The 19,939-nt window shown below is 36.7% G+C and carries 22 protein-coding genes and 2 riboswitches; of the genes, 2 read left to right on the top strand and 20 right to left on the bottom strand.

Annotation, left to right across the window (positions count from 1 at the left end):
• Positions 1–5: 5 nt before the first annotated feature.
• From sat to F8162_RS18800, 5 genes are all read right to left on the bottom strand, one after another.
• Positions 6–1,142: a sulfate adenylyltransferase gene (gene sat, locus F8162_RS18820; protein ID WP_151631129.1), complete on the bottom strand. Its 1,137-nt coding sequence runs from the start codon at positions 1,140–1,142 to the stop codon at positions 6–8.
• A gap of 38 nt (positions 1,143–1,180) precedes the next feature.
• Positions 1,181–1,885, bottom strand: coding sequence for a phosphoadenylyl-sulfate reductase (locus tag F8162_RS18815; RefSeq protein WP_151631130.1), 705 nt, complete (start codon positions 1,883–1,885; stop codon positions 1,181–1,183).
• Between the two features lie 86 nt (positions 1,886–1,971).
• A complete protein-coding gene (locus F8162_RS18810; protein WP_000116163.1) occupies positions 1,972–2,115 on the bottom strand; it encodes a YezD family protein in 144 nt (47 codons plus the stop codon).
• A 72-nt stretch (positions 2,116–2,187) separates the two neighbouring features.
• Positions 2,188–2,296: riboswitch (SAM riboswitch) on the bottom strand.
• Between the two features lie 116 nt (positions 2,297–2,412).
• The gene (gene lysA, locus F8162_RS18805) at positions 2,413–3,729 is read right to left on the bottom strand and encodes a diaminopimelate decarboxylase (RefSeq protein ID WP_151631131.1); all 1,317 of its coding nucleotides are present in this window, start codon (positions 3,727–3,729) and stop codon (positions 2,413–2,415) included.
• Between the two features lie 180 nt (positions 3,730–3,909).
• Positions 3,910–4,091: riboswitch (Lysine riboswitch) on the bottom strand.
• An 89-nt stretch (positions 4,092–4,180) separates the two neighbouring features.
• The gene (locus F8162_RS18800; RefSeq protein WP_144613832.1) at positions 4,181–4,576 is read right to left on the bottom strand and encodes a DUF3888 domain-containing protein; all 396 of its coding nucleotides are present in this window, start codon (positions 4,574–4,576) and stop codon (positions 4,181–4,183) included.
• A 254-nt stretch (positions 4,577–4,830) separates the two neighbouring features.
• Between F8162_RS18800 and F8162_RS18795 the strand changes: the two genes are divergently transcribed.
• Entirely contained in the window at positions 4,831–6,717 is a 1,887-nt protein-coding gene (locus F8162_RS18795) for an LTA synthase family protein (protein ID WP_151631132.1), read from the top strand.
• Positions 6,718–6,898: 181 nt separating this feature from the next.
• Positions 6,899–7,600 (top strand): CDP-diacylglycerol--serine O-phosphatidyltransferase, encoded by a 702-nt coding sequence (gene pssA, locus F8162_RS18790; RefSeq protein ID WP_151631133.1) that lies wholly within the window; start codon positions 6,899–6,901, stop codon positions 7,598–7,600.
• Between the two features lie 103 nt (positions 7,601–7,703).
• On the opposite strand, the gene F8162_RS18785 is transcribed toward pssA, so the two are convergent.
• From F8162_RS18785 to leuB, 15 genes are all read right to left on the bottom strand, one after another.
• Positions 7,704–8,675, bottom strand: a complete 972-nt coding sequence (locus F8162_RS18785; RefSeq protein WP_225990162.1) for an NAD(P)-dependent oxidoreductase — start codon at positions 8,673–8,675, stop codon at positions 7,704–7,706.
• A gap of 145 nt (positions 8,676–8,820) precedes the next feature.
• On the bottom strand, positions 8,821–8,988 hold the full coding sequence (locus F8162_RS18780) for a YozQ family protein (protein ID WP_001118881.1): 168 nt from the start codon (positions 8,986–8,988) through the stop codon (positions 8,821–8,823).
• 68 nt (positions 8,989–9,056) lie between these two features.
• Complete coding sequence (locus tag F8162_RS18775; RefSeq protein WP_151631135.1) at positions 9,057–10,076, bottom strand: histidinol phosphate phosphatase domain-containing protein; 1,020 nt, start codon at positions 10,074–10,076, stop codon at positions 9,057–9,059.
• A 13-nt stretch (positions 10,077–10,089) separates the two neighbouring features.
• Entirely contained in the window at positions 10,090–10,413 is a 324-nt protein-coding gene (hisE, locus tag F8162_RS18770; protein WP_151631136.1) for a phosphoribosyl-ATP diphosphatase, read from the bottom strand.
• Between the two features lie 10 nt (positions 10,414–10,423).
• On the bottom strand, positions 10,424–10,729 hold the full coding sequence (hisI, locus tag F8162_RS18765) for a phosphoribosyl-AMP cyclohydrolase (RefSeq protein WP_151631137.1): 306 nt from the start codon (positions 10,727–10,729) through the stop codon (positions 10,424–10,426).
• Complete coding sequence (gene hisF, locus F8162_RS18760; RefSeq protein ID WP_151631138.1) at positions 10,726–11,484, bottom strand: imidazoleglycerol phosphate synthase cyclase subunit; 759 nt, start codon at positions 11,482–11,484, stop codon at positions 10,726–10,728. Before hisF ends, hisI begins: the two co-directional genes overlap by 4 nt.
• Entirely contained in the window at positions 11,478–12,197 is a 720-nt protein-coding gene (hisA, locus tag F8162_RS18755; RefSeq protein WP_151631139.1) for a 1-(5-phosphoribosyl)-5-[(5-phosphoribosylamino)methylideneamino]imidazole-4-carboxamide isomerase, read from the bottom strand. Before hisA ends, hisF begins: the two co-directional genes overlap by 7 nt.
• Positions 12,170–12,799 (bottom strand): imidazole glycerol phosphate synthase subunit HisH, encoded by a 630-nt coding sequence (gene hisH / locus F8162_RS18750; protein ID WP_151631140.1) that lies wholly within the window; start codon positions 12,797–12,799, stop codon positions 12,170–12,172. Before hisH ends, hisA begins: the two co-directional genes overlap by 28 nt.
• Positions 12,800–13,384, bottom strand: a complete 585-nt coding sequence (gene hisB, locus F8162_RS18745; RefSeq protein WP_151631141.1) for an imidazoleglycerol-phosphate dehydratase HisB — start codon at positions 13,382–13,384, stop codon at positions 12,800–12,802.
• On the bottom strand, positions 13,384–14,673 hold the full coding sequence (hisD, locus tag F8162_RS18740; RefSeq protein ID WP_151631142.1) for a histidinol dehydrogenase: 1,290 nt from the start codon (positions 14,671–14,673) through the stop codon (positions 13,384–13,386). Before hisD ends, hisB begins: the two co-directional genes overlap by 1 nt.
• Positions 14,674–14,684: 11 nt before the next feature.
• Positions 14,685–15,320, bottom strand: coding sequence for an ATP phosphoribosyltransferase (gene hisG / locus F8162_RS18735; protein ID WP_151631143.1), 636 nt, complete (start codon positions 15,318–15,320; stop codon positions 14,685–14,687).
• Positions 15,296–16,558 carry an ATP phosphoribosyltransferase regulatory subunit gene (hisZ, locus tag F8162_RS18730; protein ID WP_151631144.1) on the bottom strand — a complete coding sequence of 421 codons (1,263 nt, stop codon included), beginning with the start codon at positions 16,556–16,558 and terminating at the stop codon, positions 15,296–15,298. The genes hisG and hisZ overlap by 25 nt, the downstream gene beginning before the upstream one ends.
• Before the next feature lie 308 nt (positions 16,559–16,866).
• Entirely contained in the window at positions 16,867–17,448 is a 582-nt protein-coding gene (gene leuD, locus F8162_RS18725; protein ID WP_151631145.1) for a 3-isopropylmalate dehydratase small subunit, read from the bottom strand.
• The gene (leuC, locus tag F8162_RS18720; RefSeq protein WP_151631146.1) at positions 17,426–18,820 is read right to left on the bottom strand and encodes a 3-isopropylmalate dehydratase large subunit; all 1,395 of its coding nucleotides are present in this window, start codon (positions 18,818–18,820) and stop codon (positions 17,426–17,428) included. The genes leuD and leuC overlap by 23 nt, the downstream gene beginning before the upstream one ends.
• Positions 18,820–19,884, bottom strand: coding sequence for a 3-isopropylmalate dehydrogenase (gene leuB, locus F8162_RS18715; RefSeq protein WP_151631147.1), 1,065 nt, complete (start codon positions 19,882–19,884; stop codon positions 18,820–18,822). The genes leuC and leuB overlap by 1 nt, the downstream gene beginning before the upstream one ends.
• Between the last annotated feature and the right edge of the window lie 55 nt (positions 19,885–19,939).

Below are 19,939 nucleotides of genomic sequence, written 5' to 3'. Positions count from 1 at the left end.
TCTCCCTATTCTGTTACTACTTCTTTTTTCAAACCTTTAATTAGCACTTCCACTACTTCTTTACGACTAAATGTACTCGGCGGAACCTCACCGTTTCTTAATAGTTCTCTTACTTTTGTACCTGATAAAATGACATGATCTTCTTTTCCATGCGGGCATGTTTTCGTCGAAGCCATCGCTTCACATTTCGCGCAGTAAAAACTATGTTCAAAAAATAACGGTGTAATCCCTAACTCTTCCACTGTAAAGTTTGTAAAAATTTCTTGTGCTTCATAAGTCCCGTAATAATCTCCTACTCCTGCATGATCGCGCCCTACGATAAAATGGGTGCATCCAAAATTCTTTCTGACTAATGCATGGAATATCGCTTCCCTCGGTCCTGCGTAACGCATCGCTGCAGGAAATACACCTAAAAAGACACGATCTTTCGGATAATAGTTTTGAAGTAATACTTCATAGCTTTCCATCCTTACATCAGCAGGAATATCGTCTGACTTCGTTTCCCCAACGAGTGGATTTAAAAAGAGACCATCTACAATTTCAAGAGCAGATTTTTGAATGTATTCATGGGCACGATGTACCGGATTTCTCGTTTGAAATCCAACCACTGTTTTCCAACCACGTTTTTTAAATTCTTCTCTCGTTTCAATTGGATCTAAATGATAAGAAGGAAACGGATTATTTTCAAAGCGTTTTGTAAGAATAATAGCTCCTCCAACGTAAACGTTCGGTCGTTCATATAATTTTTTCACTCCCGGATGAGCCTCATCCGCCGTTTTATACACAAGTAACGCTTCTTTTTCCTTGTCAGGTACGAAAATATCTTCTATTTGAATGACACCATATACATTTCCAGCATTAACAAGTTTTACTCCCTCTCCAGCTTTCAGACTCTCTGCTACCTCTTCTGTTACTGGTAATGTAATCGGTATACTCCATACGCTCCCGTCTGCTAAGCGAAGCGTTTCTACGACTGAATCATAATCTTTCTTTCCTAAAAAACCAGTAAGCGGGCTATACCCCCCTGTCGCTAATAGCTCTAAATCACTTAACGCAATGTTGTCTAGTTCAATTTCTTTTTCGATTTGTGATACGTCGTAAGTCTCGTCTATACGATTTATTAATTCGTTTCTTGTACTCATTTTCTATTTCCTCTCTTAGCTTTATTTTCAAATTCATCTTATTGGTAATGAAGACCACATTCTGTTTTCACTTTCCCGGCCCACCTACCATCTCTCGAATCGCCACCCTCACCTACAGGTAATGTACACTTCTCACACCCAATACTTGGATACCCAACATCATGCAGCGGGTTATATGGTAAGCTATGTTTGTATACATATCGCCACACTTCTTTCCACGTCCAATGAATGAGTGGACAAACTTTAATAGATTGAAAGCGATGATCTTGATTTATAAACTTTGTATGCTTACGTGTTTCTGATTGTTCCCTCCTTAAGCCCGATATCCACGCTTTTTCCGCTGCTAATGATTTCTCTAACGGTAAAATTTTTCTAATTTTACAACAAAGATTTGGATTACTTTCCCATAATTTCTCACCATGCAACTTCGCTTGTTCATCAAGCGTAAGTTCCGGCTGTTTTTCTATAATATTTAATGAAGGAAATCGTTTCCGCACTTTTTGAATTAATTCATACGTTTCTTGAAAATGAACATTCGTATCTAAAAATACAACTTTAGCAGATGGATTTACTTGGTTTATAAGATGCAGCAATACCATCCCTTCCACCCCGAAGCTACATGCGTATACAATTTCACTTTTATATTCTTTATAAGCCCAACTTAATACAGATAGCGCGCCTTTCGTTTCATCTTCTTCTGAAAATGAAACATTATTTTCTTCCCACGTTTCATACGTCAACATGTTCTTTCCCCCTGTAAAAGCAAAAAGACGGTTTTAACCTAATAACATAGGTTAAAACCGCCTCTAGTTTTTCTAGTCAGCGCTTTTTACTTTAAACGTACTTTTTCACTTTTCTCTAATTGAATGACTTTCCCGTCTTGCACAACAATTGTAATTGAACCATATTTCATATCAGCAAGCATCGCTTGAATTTTCTCAGATACTTCCTCAAAATGTTCCCGTACGCTCACGCGAACAGCCCCCCTTTTTATTCATAAAAAAAATCTTTCCCATTTCGAAAAGACTGTTCGGTAATATATTTTACCTTATCTTTCAAAATGGATTCCATTTTGCTGGATTTAGCACCTTGCTTTCTATAAGCAGGTTGCCGAGCTTCGTCGGGCCAGTTCCCTCCGCTTCTCTTGATAAGCTTTGTATTTGTATTTTATCACAATTCTGATTTTTTTCAATCCTAGTTTTCCGATATATTTTAATTATTTTATTTTATAAAAAAGGAATTGCCCATCCGAACAACTCCTTTTCTCTATTTAAACAAGTTCTTTAATACGTATGCGATCGTTCCCAATAATATTTTCATATGTTTCGCGTTCCACTACAATTTGCGATGTTCCACCTTTCGCAAAGACGACAGCTGGTCTCCGAATTCGATTATAATTATTCGCCATCGAATAGCCATATGCTCCTGTACAAGAAATTGCTAGTAAATCGGAAGAAGCGACTTTCGGTAAGTGAATATCCCAAATCAGCATATCTCCACTCTCACAACATTTCCCAGCAATCGAAACGAGTTCCTCATTCGCATCATTCCCTCTATTCGCTAACATTGCTTCATAACGAGCGTTATATAAAGCAGGTCTTAAATTATCCGTCATTCCACCATCTACTGAAACATATTTTCTTATGCCAGGAATATCTTTCACCGATCCGACTGTATAAAGTGTCGTTCCAGCATCACCTACAATACTACGGCCTGGTTCAACCCAAATTTCTGGCAATGGATAGTTACATACTGTAAATTGTTCTCTCACTGCACTCGTTACAGCTCGCACATATGTCTCAAGTGTTAATGGCGTATCCGAATCTGTGTAGCGTATTCCGAAGCCTCCGCCTACGTTTAACACTTTTACTACATAGTTTGTTTGCTCTCTCACTTCTTCTAAAAATTGGCGAAGAACTTCAATTGCTCGAACAAAACCAGCTGTTTCAAATATTTGTGATCCAATATGGGAATGAATACCTAACACGTTATAATTTGATTTTTGTAAAGCAAGCTCAATTGCCTGCATCGCTTGACCATTTGAAACACCAAATCCAAATTTTGAATCCTCTTGGCCTGTTGTAATATATTCATGTGTGTGCGCCTCTACTCCAGGCGTTACACGAATTAATATGTTCACAAATTTCCCATGTTGCACTGCTAAATCATGCAAAATTTCTAATTCTAAAAAATTATCGACTACAAAACAACCAATATTCGCCTGAAGAGCCATCACGATCTCTTCTTCTGTTTTATTATTGCCGTGAAAATGAATGCGCGATGCCGGAAACCCTGCTTGAAGCGCAGTATATAATTCCCCTCCAGAAACAACATCTAACGACATATTTTCTTCACGAGCTACTCGGCACATCTCCATGCACAAGAACGCCTTGCTTGCATATGCTACTTGATAAGAGAAACCACTTTCTTTAAAAGCACGATGAAACGCGCGGCACTTTCCTCGAATTGACTCTTCATCGTATACATAAAGTGGTGTTCCGTATTGTTTTGCTAGCTGCGTCGTATCGCACCCTCCAATTTCTAAGTGTCCTTGCCCATTGATTCGGCTTGTGCCGTGTAAATACATTTGAATTCCTCCCTTATTTCCTCTAAAACTCATAACCCCAATCTTCTATTCATTGCAGCACGCTTTTAGATAGACAAAAAACGCGCGGAACAATGTTCACACGCGTTTCTTATTAGGAAAAATATATATTGAAAAAATAAACGAGTTGTTATCTCCTCAAAATAAGAAACCGCATCAACATCTCCAAATAGCTCTCCATAAAATAAATCTTATGACAGTACTACATTTATTCAATGCAGTCCCAATATATGAATAAGATGGTTATTCTTATATTTCGGCAATAGTCCCTTTCAACCTATGATCACAGATTCCATTAAATCTCCCATAGCTTACTCTTTCCTATTGCGGCCTCTACCTTTGAGAGTAGATGAGGTAAGTCTATTTAATTTTCAAACATCTAATTGTTGCTATTAACAATACCAAAGGACCATTTTATTTGTCAAACAATTTTTTATATTGTTTTTTTGCAGTTTAATTTCGTGTCATTTGGTAAGCGCTTTACTATTATCTTTGTTACTTCCCATTCGCCCTCTTCGTTATTAAAAGTAATCGTTACCTTCTCAAATGGTGGAACAATTTTCCCACCAATCTGTTCATACTTCGTCACTTCAATAACCGCTTGAAATAAATATGTACCGCTATACACTTTTTTTAAACTGATGATTTTAGGACATTGATAAGGTTTCAAATTCCCATATTGTTTTTCAATTGCTTTATTTATTTTCGGAAATAAAACAGAATAAAGGGCATCTTCCATAAGAGGTGCATCATATTGAGCTACCGACACACTCGGTGAAGCAAAAAGTATAACACTACTGCATACTATAAAATATAATAATTTTCGCATTATAACCTCCGTATTGTTACACGATTCTTTCTACGCACGACAATAATCATACATAGGAACTCCGTTTTATTGTCTCCTACCGCCCTTTTTCTACTCAATTATTATAAAAAAGCCCACAACTCTCTTTTATTTTCGTATAATGATACTCATAGTATAATAAACATAATAATAAAGGACTGTTCGTATATATATAATGAGGCGCTAATCAAATCGGCTCACAAGAACTGTCATGCTTTTTAGGAGAGGAGTATATTATGCTACAACGTCTGTTTCCAAAACTGCGATTTGCACTCGTTGCAGTCGTTTTATTATGGATAAAAACATATATTGTGTACAAGCTAGCATTTGATATTAAAATTGATAATTTCTTTGAAGAATTTATGCTTTTTATTAATCCACTAGCTGCGTTACTTTTATTTTTCGGTTTTGCTTTATTTGCGTCTAAAAACCGAAACCGCATTATAGTTGGAATTAGTTTTATACTATCATTCATTTTATTTGGAAATGCAATGTTTTATGGGTTTTATAACGATTTCGTTACATTCCCAGTATTATTTCAAACAAATAATATGGCTGATTTAGGGACAAGTATAAAAGAACTCTTTACGTATAAAACATTACTTTTATTTGCAGACGCAATTATTTTAATGTTTCTTTCACGTAAATTCCCATCATTTTGTGATAACTCACCACTTTCCCGCACAGAAAAGCGAACTTTCTTTGGCGGTGTAACAGCATTATTAGCCTTGCAAATTGTCGTTTCCGTTATTTATAAGCCACAAATGTTCTCACGCTCATTTGATCGTCAAACAGTCGTGAAAAATTTAGGTTTATACACATACCATCTATTTGATATTACACTTCAATCTAAATCTTCAGCTGAACGTGTATTTGCAAGTGGTGACGGGTTCTCTGAAATTAAAAACTATACAGACTCAAAAGATAAGCAAGTTGATAAAAACTTATTTGGAGCTGCAAAAGGTAAAAATGTCATTTTAATTTCCATGGAATCTACACAAAGTTTTGTTATTAATAAAAAAATAAATGGAAAAGAAATCACTCCATTTTTAAACGAATTTATTAAAGATAGTTTTTATTTCGATAACTTCTATCATCAAACAGGACAAGGCAAAACTTCTGATGCAGAATTTATCGTTGAAAATTCACTTTATCCGTTAGACCGCGGTTCTGTATTCTTTACTCACGCAACAAATGAATATACTGCTACACCAGAACAGTTAAAGAAATACGGATATTCTTCTGCTGTCTTCCATTCAAACGATAAAACATTTTGGAATCGTGATGTAATGTATCCTGCACTTGGATATGATCGTTACTTTAATTTAAATGATTACGTAGGCACAGAACAAATGTCTGTCGGTTGGGGGTTAAAAGATAAAGAGTTCTTTGAACAATCTATTCCAAAGCTAAAATCTTTACCACAGCCGTTCTATACAAAATTCATTACTTTAACAAACCATTTTCCGTTTCTTCTAAATCCAGAAGACCAATATGTTGATGAGTTCAATTCAGAAAGTGGTGTTGTAAACCGTTACTTCCCAACCGTTCGTTACACAGATGAAGCTCTTAAACGATTTATTAAACAATTAAAAGAAGAAGGACTATATGATAATTCCGTTATTGTCATTTACGGAGATCATTACGGTATTTCTGAAAACCATAACGCAGCAATGGCTCAGTTCCTTGGGAAAGACGCTATTACACCGTTTGATTCTATGCAATTACAACGCGTCCCTCTCATTATTCATGTACCTGGTCAAGAAGGAAAAGTCATTTCTAAAGTATCTGGTCAAATTGATATTAAACCAACGCTACTTCATTTACTTGGCATTAAAACAAATCAATCCGTTGAATTTGGAACTGACTTATTCATTGAAGAAGAAGACCCACTTATGGTAATGCGTGATGGTAGCTTCGTTTCAGAAGATTATGTGTATACAAAAAACATGTGCTATAAACGAAATACAGGTGAAGAAGCGGACATTTCATTATGCCAGCCGAATATTGAAAAAGCGAAAAATGAATTGAAACTCTCCGACAAACTCATTTATGGAGATTTATTACGTTTCGACCCTAACAATCGGTATAAAACTGGAACGATGACAACGAAATTTGAATAATACACGAAGCAACTTTATAAAAGTTGCTTCTTTTTTCACTTATTTTTCAAATCATTCTTCTATGAAATCTTTCACAAATTGGGAATTTTTTTCGTATGAGGAAGAAATTTATGGTATGATAAAATAAGTAAACTTTCATACACTAATTAAGAATTTATTACAGAAAGCAAGGGATCAGATTTTGTATAGAGCAGCTATTCCAAACTTATTTACGCTCGGAAATTTATATAGTGGATTCTTGTCAATCGGCTATGCATCTTTAGGATATTATAAATCAGCTGCTATTTTAGTACTTATCGGGATGATGTTAGATAGTCTTGATGGGCGTGTTGCTCGTTTATTACGCGTTGATTCACAAATGGGAAAAGAGCTTGATTCACTTGCAGATGTCGTAACATTTGGTGCAGCACCTGCTGTTCTTATGTATTACACATCTTTCTCCAATTACGGAATCATCGGACTATACATAGCGGGACTATTCCCTCTTTTCGGAGCATATCGTTTAGCACGATTTAATGTAACACCATCTTCTACTTCAATGAAATATTTCACTGGGGTACCGATTACAGCAGCGGGAGGGCTTGTTGCTTTCTTAACATTATTTTCACATACCATTCCAAAAATCGTTCTTATTACAGTCTTTGTAACGTTCGCATTTTTAATGGTGAGCCGCATTCGTATCCCAAGTTTAAAAGATGTACCACTTCCACGATATAGCATCATTATTACACTATTTTTAGTTGGAAGCATTATCACAATGTACCAAACAGGGATCGGTAATTTTTCTGTTTTCTTATTCATTGCTATTCCACTATACATTTTGTATATGCTATCTCAATTTCTTAGACAAAGACCATCTAAAAGAGCAAATAAAGAAAAATAAGAAAAACCTTCCGATTCCGGAAGGTTTCTTTTTATGCCATAAAAGCCCGATTGATGTAGGCTAATAATGAGAGGGGGATGCCCGCTCTCATTAAAGCTTCACTTTATTTTGTAATCAATACCTTTTGATTTACAAGTGTTACTGGCTCTTCACCGTTTAATACAGCTAAAATATTTTTCACTGCCATTTCAGCCATCGCATCACGCGTTTCGAATGTTGCATTTCCTACGTGAGGAGCAAGTACTACATTCTTTAATCCTTTTAGCTCTTCTGTAATTTTCGGTTCAAATTCAAACACGTCAAGAGCTGCCCCTTCAATTTCATTCGTTTTTAATGCATGAGCAAGTGCAAATTCATGCATAATTGGTCCACGAGAAGCATTTATAATATACGCTGTTTTCTTCATCATTTTGAACTGTTCTTCATCAATCATATGATGCAATTTCGGATTATAAGCACAATTAATTGTAATAAAGTCTGCTGTTTGTAATAATTCTTCTAATGTTACATATTTTACTTCCAGTTCACTTTCAGCTTCAAGCTTTCGATTTGGTCCTGTATATAAAACATTCATTCCAAATGCTTTCGCGCGCTTTGCAACTGCCTTTCCGATTTCTCCAAGGCCAATAATTCCAATTGTTTTACCGTGTACTTCGCGTCCTAAGAAAAATAACGGTGCCCATCCATTAAATCCAGTTGTACGACATAACGTATCACCTTCAGGAATTCTACGTGCAGCTGCTAAAAGAAGTGCAAATGTTAATTCAGCTGTCGCTTCCGTTGATACTTTCGGTGTATTCGTTACCGAAATCCCTTTTTCTCCAGCATACGTGTAATCAATATTATCGTAACCAGCACCATAGTTTGCAACAATCTTTAAATTAGGTGCCGCATCAATCACTTCTTTTGTCACCTTTGTAGAAAGTAGACTTAACAATGCATCTTTATCTTTAACACGCTCTGTTAATTCATCTAAAGAAATTAACGCCTCTTTATCGTACATTTCTACATCATGATCCTTTAATAATTCTAATCCGATTGCTGGAATTTTTCCTGCTACTAATATTTTTGCCACTACTAACACCTCTTCTACAGAAAATAAGATAGCTCTTATCTTTCATTGTAAGAAATCCACATATAAAAACCAAGGAATTTGATTATAGTTTTCAAAATCGACACTTTTCCATGAAAAAAAGAGGAGATGCAAGTCTCCTCTCTTCTTATGCTTTCTCTTGTGATTCTTTTCCAAGCTTCACATCGATCGTTCCTTCTGCAACTGTATCACTAATTTGTTCCTCGATAACGGATTGAGAAGTAGCATTCGTTTCAGAAGTATACGCTTGTTGCTGTGCACCTTGTACATTTTGTTTATTTTGTTGTTTCGCCATTTCTTACCCTCCTTTTTATTCTTTCTTATTTTGAACAAAAAGGAAGGTTTTCATCAAAAAAATCGTGATTATTTTGAAATTGTTACTTCTTCTTCCAGTAATCTCATCGTTCTGACTCGTTTCGTAAATGTAGCTAAATGAGTAATATCATGATTACGCAATGTCTTTATATTCTCTTCCACATATTTTCCTAAATCATTCGGATAATGAGCATCTGAGGAAAGGGTAATTGGGACGCCACGCTTAGCTAATACTTGTAAATATAGCGGACTCGGACACATTTCACGTACAGGATAACGAAAGTACAATCCCGCATTTATTTCCGTTGCCGTATTTGTTTCTACTAATGCACGCGCAATTTCCTTATAATACGAAAGTTGTTCATTCTCATCTAACCGATAATTAAATACTTTTATGTTATCAAGATGAGCTATAATATCAAATAATTCAGAGCGAACTGCACACTCAACCGTTTTGAAAAACGTTTCATATAAAGCATATAAGTCATGTTCCTCAAAATCTTCTTTCGTATCTGGATTATCAAATCCCCAGCCATTCAAAAAATGAACGGAACCAATTACATAATCAAAGTCTCCTAATGCGAGTAAAGATTGTAATTCTTGTTCACCACCAATAAAATAATCCGCTTCAATTCCAAGTTTAAGCGTAACACCTCTTTTACTCCACCGTTCTTTCGCCTCTTCAATTGCCTTTGTAAAATCATGTAGTGACGCTACCCTTACTTGGTCTAACCACTCCTTCTGTAAACGCCCCAGCCTCGAATCACTAATATCGACATATCTTTCATAGTATTCTTTTGCTTCATAAAAACGGTATAAATGATCGACAATACCAACTTCTTTTATACCTTTTCGCAAAGCTTCTTCTAAATATAAATCAATCCATTTCGTTGTAAATGGCCCTTCTTTCACACGTCTTTGCAGGCGTTCTTGTGTTTTCACAAGCCATTCCATAGAATATTTTTCTTCTTTAAGCGGTTCATAATGTTGTAATGCTTCATTTATTTTAGCTAGCCACCCTATTGAATATGGCCCTTCTTCTAAATGAATGTGATAATCCACCTTCATCTATATTCCCCCCTTATAATGTATCTATGTCTCTTCTGTCCCCTACTCTCGAAAGCTTCCCATTTCTTTCTGTCACTTCCTCCATAACATCTTCTAATGATATATTTTTTTCAGCTAATAAAACGAAGCAGTGATACAATACATCCACCATTTCTTTCACTAATTCTTCTTTATCATTATTTTTAGATGCGATAATTACTTCCGAACATTCCTCACCAATTTTTTTTAAAATTTTATCTTCTCCTTTTGAAAACAAGTAATTTGTATATGATTCAGGAAGTGGATTTCCCTTTCGTTCTTCAATTGTCTCAAACAGTAGTGTAAAGGCGTTTTCCATATGTATCCCCCTATATAATTTTATAATGAAAACACGTTTTCTCTCCCGTATGGCAAGCAGGTCCTACTTGCTTTACGACAACAACAATTGAATCTTGATCACAATCTAAATAAAGAGATTGCACATATTGGACATTTCCTGATGTTTTTCCTTTATTCCATAACGACCTTCTTGAACGAGAATAAAACCATGTTCTTTTCGTTTCTAGCGTTTTTTCATATGCTTCTTCATTCATATAAGCTAGCATTAAAATTTCTTTTGTACCTTCTTCAATTACGACTGCTGGTAGTAGTCCTTTTGAAAAGTTAGGTTTCATAACCGCACCTCAATGTTTGCGTTTCTTAATTTTCTCTTTACGTCCTGCACTGTCGCCTCACCATAATGAAAGATGGATGCTGCTAACGCTGCATCAACTGTTGTTTTTTGAAAAACTTCTATAATGTGATCAGCATGACCACAGCCACCTGACGCAATGACTGGTACGGAAACACTTTTTGAAATTTCTTCTGTTAAGCGAAGATCATATCCGTTTTTCGTTCCATCTGCATCCATACTCGTTAACAAAATTTCGCCTGCTCCTAGCTCGGTAACGCGCTTTGCCCACCCGATTGCATCCATTCCCGTATCAACTCTTCCGCCGTTCACATATACATTCCACTTACCTTCTGCTATTTGTCTAGCATCAATTGCTACTACAATACATTGTGAGCCAAAGTGTTCTGCCCCTTCTTCGATTAATCTTGGGTTTCGCATTGCTGCTGAGTTAATTGAAACTTTATCTGCCCCAGCTCTTAGTAAATTGTACATATCTTTAACACTTGAAATCCCCCCGCCAACTGTAAGAGGAATAAATACTTTTGATGCTGTTTTTTCTACAACATCTATAATCGTTTTTCGTCCTTCATGCGTTGCCGTAATATCTAAAAATACTATTTCATCTGCTCCCGCCTCATTATATAAAGCGGCTATTTCAACAGGATCACCGACATCTTGTAATCCTATAAAATTTACACCCTTTACGACTCGCCCTTCTTTCACATCTAGACATGGAATAATGCGTTTTGCTAACATAACTTCGTTACCTCTAACACTTCTTCTAAATCAATCTTTTTCTCGTAAAGAGCCTTACCAATTATGACGCCATATATATTCATATCATTTAATTTTTTCACATCTTGAATAGAGGCCACTCCTCCAGAAGCAATAAGACGCATAGCAACGTTTTTTTGTAGTAACTCCAATTGCTCTATATTCGGCCCTGCAAGTGTCCCGTCTTTCGAAATGTCTGTAAACACAATCGTTTGAACGCCTACATTCTCCATTTGCTTCGCTAAATCAATGTAAGAAATTTCAGACACATCAAGCCAGCCTCTCGTTGCTACGAAACCATTTTTCGCATCAATACCAACAATGATTTTTTCTTTATATAGAAGAACAGCCTCTTCTAAAAATGCCTTATCATAAAGAGCAGCTGTTCCTAAAATCACTTTATCTACACCTACTGACAATAGTTTCTCTACCGCTAGAAGCGATCGAATTCCTCCTCCAACTTGTACAGAAATACGTACTGCCTTGCAAATTTTTTCAATGATCGGCAAGTTTAACGAATCACCTGCAACTGCACCATCTAAATCAACGATGTGTAATCTTTTTGCTCCAAACTTTTCAAATATAATCGCTTGTGCAACCGGATCTTCATTCATTACTGTTTCTTTACTAAACTCCCCTTGATAAAGTCTAACGCAGCGTCCCCCTTTTAAATCGATAGCTGGGAAGATTTCCATGCTTCTACCACTCCTTTGAAATTTTTCAAAATTTGCATTCCTATATCACCACTTTTTTCAGGATGAAACTGTGCGCCATATATACTTCCTTTTGCTACAAAACCAGGTACGTTCACTCCATATTCACTTATTCCATACACAATTTCATTTGGACAATCTGCGTAATAAGAGTGGACATAGTATACGAAAGAACCATCTTCTACTCCATTCCAAAGTGCTATTTCTCCCTCTTTCTTTAACTCATTCCATCCCATATGTGGAATTTTATAAGGAACCTTTAACTTTCGAATAACACCTGGCAATAAACCTAATCCGTTACAGTCTTGCAGTTCCTCACTTTTTTCAAATAAAAGCTGCATTCCTAAGCAAATGCCTAGAAGCGGTTTTCCTGAACGTCCGACTTCTTTTAATACACGCACTAAATCTTTTTCTTCCAATACATCCATCGCTTTCGGAAATGCTCCTACTCCTGGTAAAATCACTCCATCACTTCTAAAAATCTCTTCTTTATCACTCGTTACGATGTACTCTGCTCCAATATATTTTAATGCTTGTTCTACACTACGAATATTTCCCATTCCATAATCTATAATAGCAATCAATTACAACATCCCTTTCGTTGAATTTACACCAGTAATGTTGGCATTTCTTTCGACCGCTTCTCTAAGCGCTCTACCAAACGCTTTAAATAACGCTTCAATTTTGTGATGTGTATTGCTTCCGTATAAAATGCGAGCATGTAATGTAATATTGGCAGCATGCGCAACTGCTCTAAAAAACTCTTCCGTTAGTTCTGTATCAAAATCCCCTAGCTTCGGATTCGTTAATTCTCCTTGAAATACAATATACGAGCGCCCGCTTATATCAATTGCGACAAAACCTAAAGACTCATCCATCGGTACATATGCGGAGCCGTAACGGTTAATTCCCTCTTTACTTTGCAATGCTTCTTTCAAACAATTTCCGAGTACAATTCCAACATCTTCAACTGTATGATGTGCATCAACGAATACATCGCCTTCCGCCTCCACTTGCAAACCGAATCTTCCATGCCTTGCAAATAAAGTTAGCATATGATCAAAAAATCCAACTCCCGTTTGTACAGAAACGCTCTTGCCTTCATCAAGCTGCAAACTTAATTTTATTTTTGTTTCTGTCGTCTCACGTATTTGACTGGACTCACGCATTATTCTTCCTCCTCAAATCGTATTTGAATTGCTCTCGCATGCGCATGTAACCCTTCTTTATTGGCAAGTTCTACAATATGATGTTGTACATCTCTTAACGCTTCCTCCGTATAAGACAGAAAGCTTGATTTTTTCACGAAATCATCGACTGATAACGGCGAGAAAAACCTTGCCGTTCCACTTGTGGGTAACACGTGATTCGGTCCTGCTAAATAATCACCGAGCGGTTCTGGTGCATATGGTCCAAGAAAGATAGATCCTGCATGCTTCACATAAGCTAGAGCATTCATCGGTTCTTTTATATGTAACTCTAAATGTTCTGGAGCGATTTCATTCGATAATTGGAGTGCCTCATCTAAAGAGGGAACGATACAAATAGCTCCATTTCTATTTATCGATTCACGTGCAATTTCGCTTCTTGGTAATGTTTCTAACTGTCTTTCTATCTCTTTTTCTACTTCTTTTGCTAACTCTATATTCGTTGTAATACAAATTGCCGTTGCTCTCTCGTCATGTTCTGCTTGTGATAATAAATCAGCAGCGATATATTTTGCATTACCGGTTTCATCAGCAATAACTACAATTTCTGACGGTCCAGCGATCATATCGATATTTACTATTCCGTATACTTCTCGTTTCGCTAGAGCGACATACAAATTTCCAGGTCCAACTATTTTATCCACTTTCGGAATCGATTCCGTCCCGTATGCTAAAGCAGCAATTGCTTGCGCACCACCTATCGTATAAATTTCATCTACCCCTGCAAGACTTGCAGCAACTAAAATATGTGGATCAATTCCTCCTTCTCTCGGCGGTGTTACCATTACAATCTTTTCCACACCAGCGAGTTTTGCTGGCAATACATTCATTAATACTGATGAAGGATACGAAGCAGTTCCGCCTGGCACATATACCCCTACATTTTCTAACGGTCGAATGATTTGTCCTCTAATAATGCCTTTACTCGCACAATCGAATATAGATTGCCTTTTTTGCTTTTCGTGATGCGAAATAATGTTTTTCTTCGCCTCTTGTAACGCTTCTAAAAATGAATTCTCTACAACTATACCCGCTTGTTTTATTTCTTCTTCACTTACACGAAACTCTTTCATCTTTACACCATCAAACTTGTTTGTATAAAAGGATAGGGCCTCATCCCTATTTTCCCTTACATTTCGAACGATTTCATTTACACTCCTTTGAACAGTTTCTTCTATTACAATAGCGTTTTCTCGTAGCAATTTTATTTTCGATAACGCCTTTTGAAAATCTTCAGAAACGATCTCCATTACAAGTCCCCCTATTTTCCTGACAAAATTTCTTGCTCCATCATATTTATAATACCGAATATTTCGTCTTTTTTAGTTTTTAATGCAGCCTTATTTACAATCATTCGAGCGGATATAGAACACATTTCTTCAAATACAACGAGCCCATTTTCTTGTAATGTTTTTCCTGTTTCAACAATATCAACAATCGCATCTGCCAATCCAAGAATAGGAGCAATTTCTACAGAACCTTCTATTTTTATAATTTCTACATCCTCTCCTTTATCATGAAAATAGTTAGAAGTAATATGTGGATATTTCGTCGCAATACGTTTCTTCCCGTAGCTCTTCGCGTTATAAGTAGGAATAGAAGCAACACAAAACTTACACACGCCTACTCCTAAATCCAACATTTCATAAATATCTTTTTCGTTTTCCATTAAAACATCTTTTCCAACGACCCCAATATCAGCTACTCCATGTTCTACATAAGTAGCAACATCTACTGCTTTCACTAAAATAAATGAAACATCTGTATTTTTACTTTGAAAGACAAGCTTTCGTCCCTTATTTTTGAGCTCTGAACAATCAATTCCAATCTGTTCAAAGAGCGGAATCACATGCTTCTCTAATCTTCCTTTCGTTAACGCAATTTGAATGTTACGCATGAAGTTTCTCCTTCTTTCTGGACTACCCATTTCTCTTTCCACACATATTCCACTAATGATTCATTCTTTGCCTCAACGACCGTTACGATTTGATTTTTTCTTGCAAATTGAAAAGTGTCGGTTACATTAGAGAATAAGGATAGCTCTACTTTTTTCCCGTCCTTTTGAAGTAAATTTCGTAACCTTTCCGCTTCTGCTAATCTATTTAACTCATAATGAACGATAATATCTATTCTCTTTCGTTCATATGGTTCTTGCTGCTCTTGCAGTGCCTTCACAATTTGATTGACTTGTACCGCGAGTCCAACAGCCGGCAGCATCTCTCCAAAATTTCCAATTAACTCATCATATCTTCCGCCACTAACAATTTCTTCTCCAATTTCATATATATATCCCTTGAAAATAACTCCCGTATAGTAATCTAAATGTTGGATCATACCTAAATCAATTGATATGTAAGATCCATAGCCTAGTTTTTCAATTGCTTCATATATCTCTTTCACTCTTGCAATAGCCATTTTCATTTCATTACTTGAGGCGAGTTTTTCTGCTTCCTCAATCACTTCTAAATTCCCAAATAGCCTTGGTAATTTCTCAAGTAATCTTACTGTTTCATCACATCGATCTAATTTCTTTTCTCTAATAAAATTTGATAGAGCAGCATAATTTTTACTTTCAATGTATGTCCTAAGTACTCTCTCTTCTTCCTCATGAATGGAGAGCTTTTTGACAATACATTTATATAACTGCACTTGCCCAATCTCTATTGTAAAAGATTGCACCTTCACTTTTTGAAGTGATTGAATGACGCTTATTACGCATTCAATTTCAGCTCTTACATTATCAATCCCAATAATTTCAATACCACTTTGTACAATTTCATTATATTTTCCAGTAAGGGACTCATTCGCCCGAAATACATTCCCACCATACGTCAGTTTTAGCGGCGTATCCCACCGCTGCGTTCCCATTACTCTCGCTAAAGGAATTGTCATATCTGGACGCAAGACGATAATCCGTCCCTTTTCATCAAAAAATTTATACATCTTTTCTTCATCTATCGGTCTATTTTGAAAGGCAAAAACATCATAAAATTCAATTGTAGGTGTCCTTATTTCCTCATAACCTCGCTCTAAAAAAGTACGTCTTAATTTTTGCTCCACTTCTTCAATTAACGTACATTCTTCGAATAAATAGTCTCTCGCTCCATTTGGATTTGCCCGTTTCCATTTTGTCATCTAAATTCTCACACCTTTCCCTTTCTAATGTATGCCTATTTCATTCACCTAAACCGAAAATAAAAAGAGCCTTGTAGACAAAATACCTACAAGGCTCTTTAGTAGAGTGTAGGTACAACGGGAATAACCCTTGTGCCTACACGTTTTCACGCTAGGTGCAAGGGCTTTATGTATGATGATGTATTTGTGTAAGCATTTTAATAGATTGTATTGTTTTCATAATACTTACTCCCTTTCTCCTCTGATTTTTACATAGTATATAATACTTAATTCTGAATGTAAATACATTTTGAAGATTCCGTTATTTCTTAATATAAAGCTACTTTCCTTTCATATTCTACAATTTCTTGTTCATATTGCATCGTAATACTAATTTCATCTAGACCATTTAATAATTTCTCTTTCCACATTTTCTCGATTGTAAAATGAAACCTGTGTGTACTCGTTGTAATGACTTCATTCTCTAAATCTACTTCTATTTGTTCTCTCGCATCCGTTTTGGCAAGTTGTTCTCCCATTTCTTTATCCATTACAATTGGTAACATACCATTTTTCATACAATTCATATAAAAAATATCTGCAAACCCGCCAGCGATAATAACGCGAAAACCATAATCAGCAAGCGCCCAAGGAGCATGTTCTCTTGAAGAACCGCAACCAAAATTATCACCTGTAATTAATATACTTGCTCCTTTTCTATCTTGTGCATTAAGCGGAAAATTAGGGCTTTCATGGCGGTTATTATCATACCGCCACTCATCAAATAAATATTTTCCAAATCCCGTCCTTTCAATTCTCTTTAAATATTGCTTCGGAATAATTTGATCTGTATCAATATTATCATTCATCAGTACTGCGGCAGTACCTTTATGAATACGAAATGGCTCCATCATAACTCTCCTTTCTAGTATCAACAAAATGACCATATAACGCAGCTGCTGCTGCCATTGCTGGGCTAACTAAATGTGTTCGTGCCCCTTTTCCTTGTCTTCCTTCAAAATTTCGATTTGAAGTGGAGGCACAATGTTCTCCTTCAGGTACTTGATCTGGATTCATTCCAAGACACATGGAACATCCAGGTTCTCTCCATTCAAATCCAGCTTCTTCAAATATGCGATGTAGTCCTTTTTGCATCGCTGCTTCTCTTACTCTTTTCGATCCCGGCACAACGAGTGCTCGCACACCTTCTTTTACCTTTCTCCCTTTCACAACAGATGCAGCAATTTCTAAATCAGAAAGCCTGGAATTTGTACAAGATCCAATAAAAACATGCTGAACTGGAATGTCATACGTACTTTGTCCAGGGCTTAATCCCATATAAGAAAATGCTCTTTCATCATTTGCATCATGCTTTTCCGGCAACTTTTCATCAATACGAACACCCATACTTGGGTTTGTCCCCCACGTAACGTACGGTGCTAAATCCGTCACATCTATCAAAATATGTAAATCATACATTGCATCTGCATCTGTATAAAGTTCAGACCATTTTTTCTCGAAAGTTTCATAGTCTTTCGGTGCATATTTACGCCCCTTTACATAAGCAAATGTTTTTTCATCTGGTGCTATAATACCAGCCTTCGCTCCCCCTTCAATTGCCATATTACAAAGCGTCATTCTCTCTTCCATCTCCATAGACCCAATCGTCTCTCCGTAAAATTCCATTACGTATCCAGTTCCAACTGCTACACCGTACTTTGAAAGGAGATGCAAAATAATATCTTTTGCGTAAACACCTTTCTGTAATTTCCCTTTTAACTCAATACCCATTGCTTTCGGTTTTCTTTGCCATAACGTTTGCGTTGCCAATACATGTTCCACTTCACTTGTACCAATACCAAATGCTAGTGCGCCAAACGCACCATGTGTGGCTGTATGACTATCACCACAAACAATTGTTTTCCCTGGCTGCGTGAGCCCAAGTTCTGGTCCGATAACATGAACGATTCCTTGTTCTTCATCCCCGATATCAGCTAACGGCACCTGAAATTGTTTACAATTTTCCCGAAGTGTATCTAGTTGTTGCTTCGCAATGCGATCGGTAATATTCCAAACATCTTTTGTTGGAATATTGTGATCCATCGTTGCGAATGTTAAATCAGGTCTGCGAACCGTTCGATTTGTAAGCCGCAAGCCTTCAAAGGCTTGCGGTGACGTTACTTCATGAACAAGATGAAGATCGATATATAATAAATCTAATCCATTTTCGTTTGTCGTAACTACGTGTCTTTCCCAAAGTTTATCTAGCAGCCTTTTTCCCATTATCTCCCTCTCCCCACTAACGCTTGCTCTTCCATCTCTTGTATAACTGCCTTCGTAAATGAAGTTGTCGTCTCATCTCCTCCAATATCTGCTGTACATTTTCCTAATTTAAGAACTGCAGATATCGCAGATTCAATTGCATTCCCTTCTCTCGTTAATTCAAATGATTGCCCAAGCATCATTGCAACAGAGCGCATCATTGCAATTGGATTCGCCTTATTTTTCCCGGCAATATCCGGTGCTGATCCGTGAATAGGCTCGTATAATGAAGGTCCCTTTTCCGCGTGACTTGCTGATGGAAGCATTCCTAATGATCCAGCTAATACGGAAGCTTCGTCGCTCAAAATATCCCCAAATAAATTTTCCGTTACAATTACATCAAACCTTCCTGGATTCCGAATTAACTCCATAGCAGCGGCATCTACTAAAATATGTTCTAGTTCAACGTCTGGATAACGAAGTGCTACTTCTTCCGTAACAGTTCTCCATAGTTTACTAGACTCTAAAACATTCGCCTTATCAATAGATGTTACTTTTTTCTTCCGCTTACTCGCTAGTTGAAAGGCATAAGAAACAATCCGTTCAATTTCATGACGATGATACGTAAGTGTATCTGTTGCTACTTCGTCCGTTCGTTCTTTCGGATAAGAAAAATAAATTCCACCTGTTAATTCACGAACGACAACGAAATCAATTTCATCAGCGTTTTTTAATGGCGATAAATGTGCCGTTGCGCTTTCTACCGTTACAGGGCGAACATTTGCAAATACACCAAGTCCTTTTCTTAGAGCTAATAATCCTTTCTCCGGTCTTTCTTTCGCAGCATCCCACCTTGGTCCACCAACCGCTCCCAGTAAAACCGCATCACTTGCTAAACAAGCGGCAAGCGTTCGTTGTGGTAATGGTTGCCCATTTAAATCGATAGCACTCCCGCCAAAGTACTCATCTTGCAAGTAAAAATGATGTCCATATAACCTTTCTACCATATGCAATACTTCCTTCGCACTTTCCATAATTTCTGGGCCAACACCATCACCAGCTAAACAAACGATACGTTTTTCCAATTTCAACACTCCTTTAACTGAATTTTCAGAACTTTAATTTGATAGGTAAGGAAGC

Origin of the sequence: Bacillus sp. CH140a_4T (assembly GCF_008923725.1) — a bacterium.
In the GTDB taxonomy this organism is placed as follows: domain Bacteria; phylum Bacillota; class Bacilli; order Bacillales; family Bacillaceae_G; genus Bacillus_A.
Note: the sequence above shows the minus strand (reverse complement) of the source record. Positions and strands in the feature narration are given on the sequence as shown.

What these genes read in the sequence shown, in the direction of transcription:
- hisI (WP_151631137.1), bottom strand. Translation starts at nt 10,729, where the DNA reads ATGAAACCTAACTTTTCAAAAGGACTACTACCAGCAGTCGTAATTGAA.
- hisZ (WP_151631144.1), bottom strand. Translation starts at nt 16,558, where the DNA reads ATGACAAAATGGAAACGGGCAAATCCAAATGGAGCGAGAGACTATTTA.
- F8162_RS18775 (WP_151631135.1), bottom strand. Translation starts at nt 10,076, where the DNA reads ATGAAGGTGGATTATCACATTCATTTAGAAGAAGGGCCATATTCAATA.
- sat (WP_151631129.1), bottom strand. Translation starts at nt 1,142, where the DNA reads ATGAGTACAAGAAACGAATTAATAAATCGTATAGACGAGACTTACGAC.
- lysA (WP_151631131.1), bottom strand. Translation starts at nt 3,729, where the DNA reads ATGTATTTACACGGCACAAGCCGAATCAATGGGCAAGGACACTTAGAA.
- hisD (WP_151631142.1), bottom strand. Translation starts at nt 14,673, where the DNA reads ATGGAGATCGTTTCTGAAGATTTTCAAAAGGCGTTATCGAAAATAAAA.
- hisG (WP_151631143.1), bottom strand. Translation starts at nt 15,320, where the DNA reads ATGCGTAACATTCAAATTGCGTTAACGAAAGGAAGATTAGAGAAGCAT.
- F8162_RS18800 (WP_144613832.1), bottom strand. Translation starts at nt 4,576, where the DNA reads ATGCGAAAATTATTATATTTTATAGTATGCAGTAGTGTTATACTTTTT.
- hisE (WP_151631136.1), bottom strand. Translation starts at nt 10,413, where the DNA reads ATGGAAAACGCCTTTACACTACTGTTTGAGACAATTGAAGAACGAAAG.
- hisA (WP_151631139.1), bottom strand. Translation starts at nt 12,197, where the DNA reads ATGGAAATCTTCCCAGCTATCGATTTAAAAGGGGGACGCTGCGTTAGA.
- leuC (WP_151631146.1), bottom strand. Translation starts at nt 18,820, where the DNA reads ATGGGAAAAAGGCTGCTAGATAAACTTTGGGAAAGACACGTAGTTACG.
- leuD (WP_151631145.1), bottom strand. Translation starts at nt 17,448, where the DNA reads ATGGAGCCATTTCGTATTCATAAAGGTACTGCCGCAGTACTGATGAAT.
- F8162_RS18815 (WP_151631130.1), bottom strand. Translation starts at nt 1,885, where the DNA reads ATGTTGACGTATGAAACGTGGGAAGAAAATAATGTTTCATTTTCAGAA.
- hisF (WP_151631138.1), bottom strand. Translation starts at nt 11,484, where the DNA reads ATGTTAGCAAAACGCATTATTCCATGTCTAGATGTGAAAGAAGGGCGA.
- F8162_RS18795 (WP_151631132.1), top strand. Translation starts at nt 4,831, where the DNA reads ATGCTACAACGTCTGTTTCCAAAACTGCGATTTGCACTCGTTGCAGTC.
- F8162_RS18780 (WP_001118881.1), bottom strand. Translation starts at nt 8,988, where the DNA reads ATGGCGAAACAACAAAATAAACAAAATGTACAAGGTGCACAGCAACAA.
- hisB (WP_151631141.1), bottom strand. Translation starts at nt 13,384, where the DNA reads ATGCGTGAGTCCAGTCAAATACGTGAGACGACAGAAACAAAAATAAAA.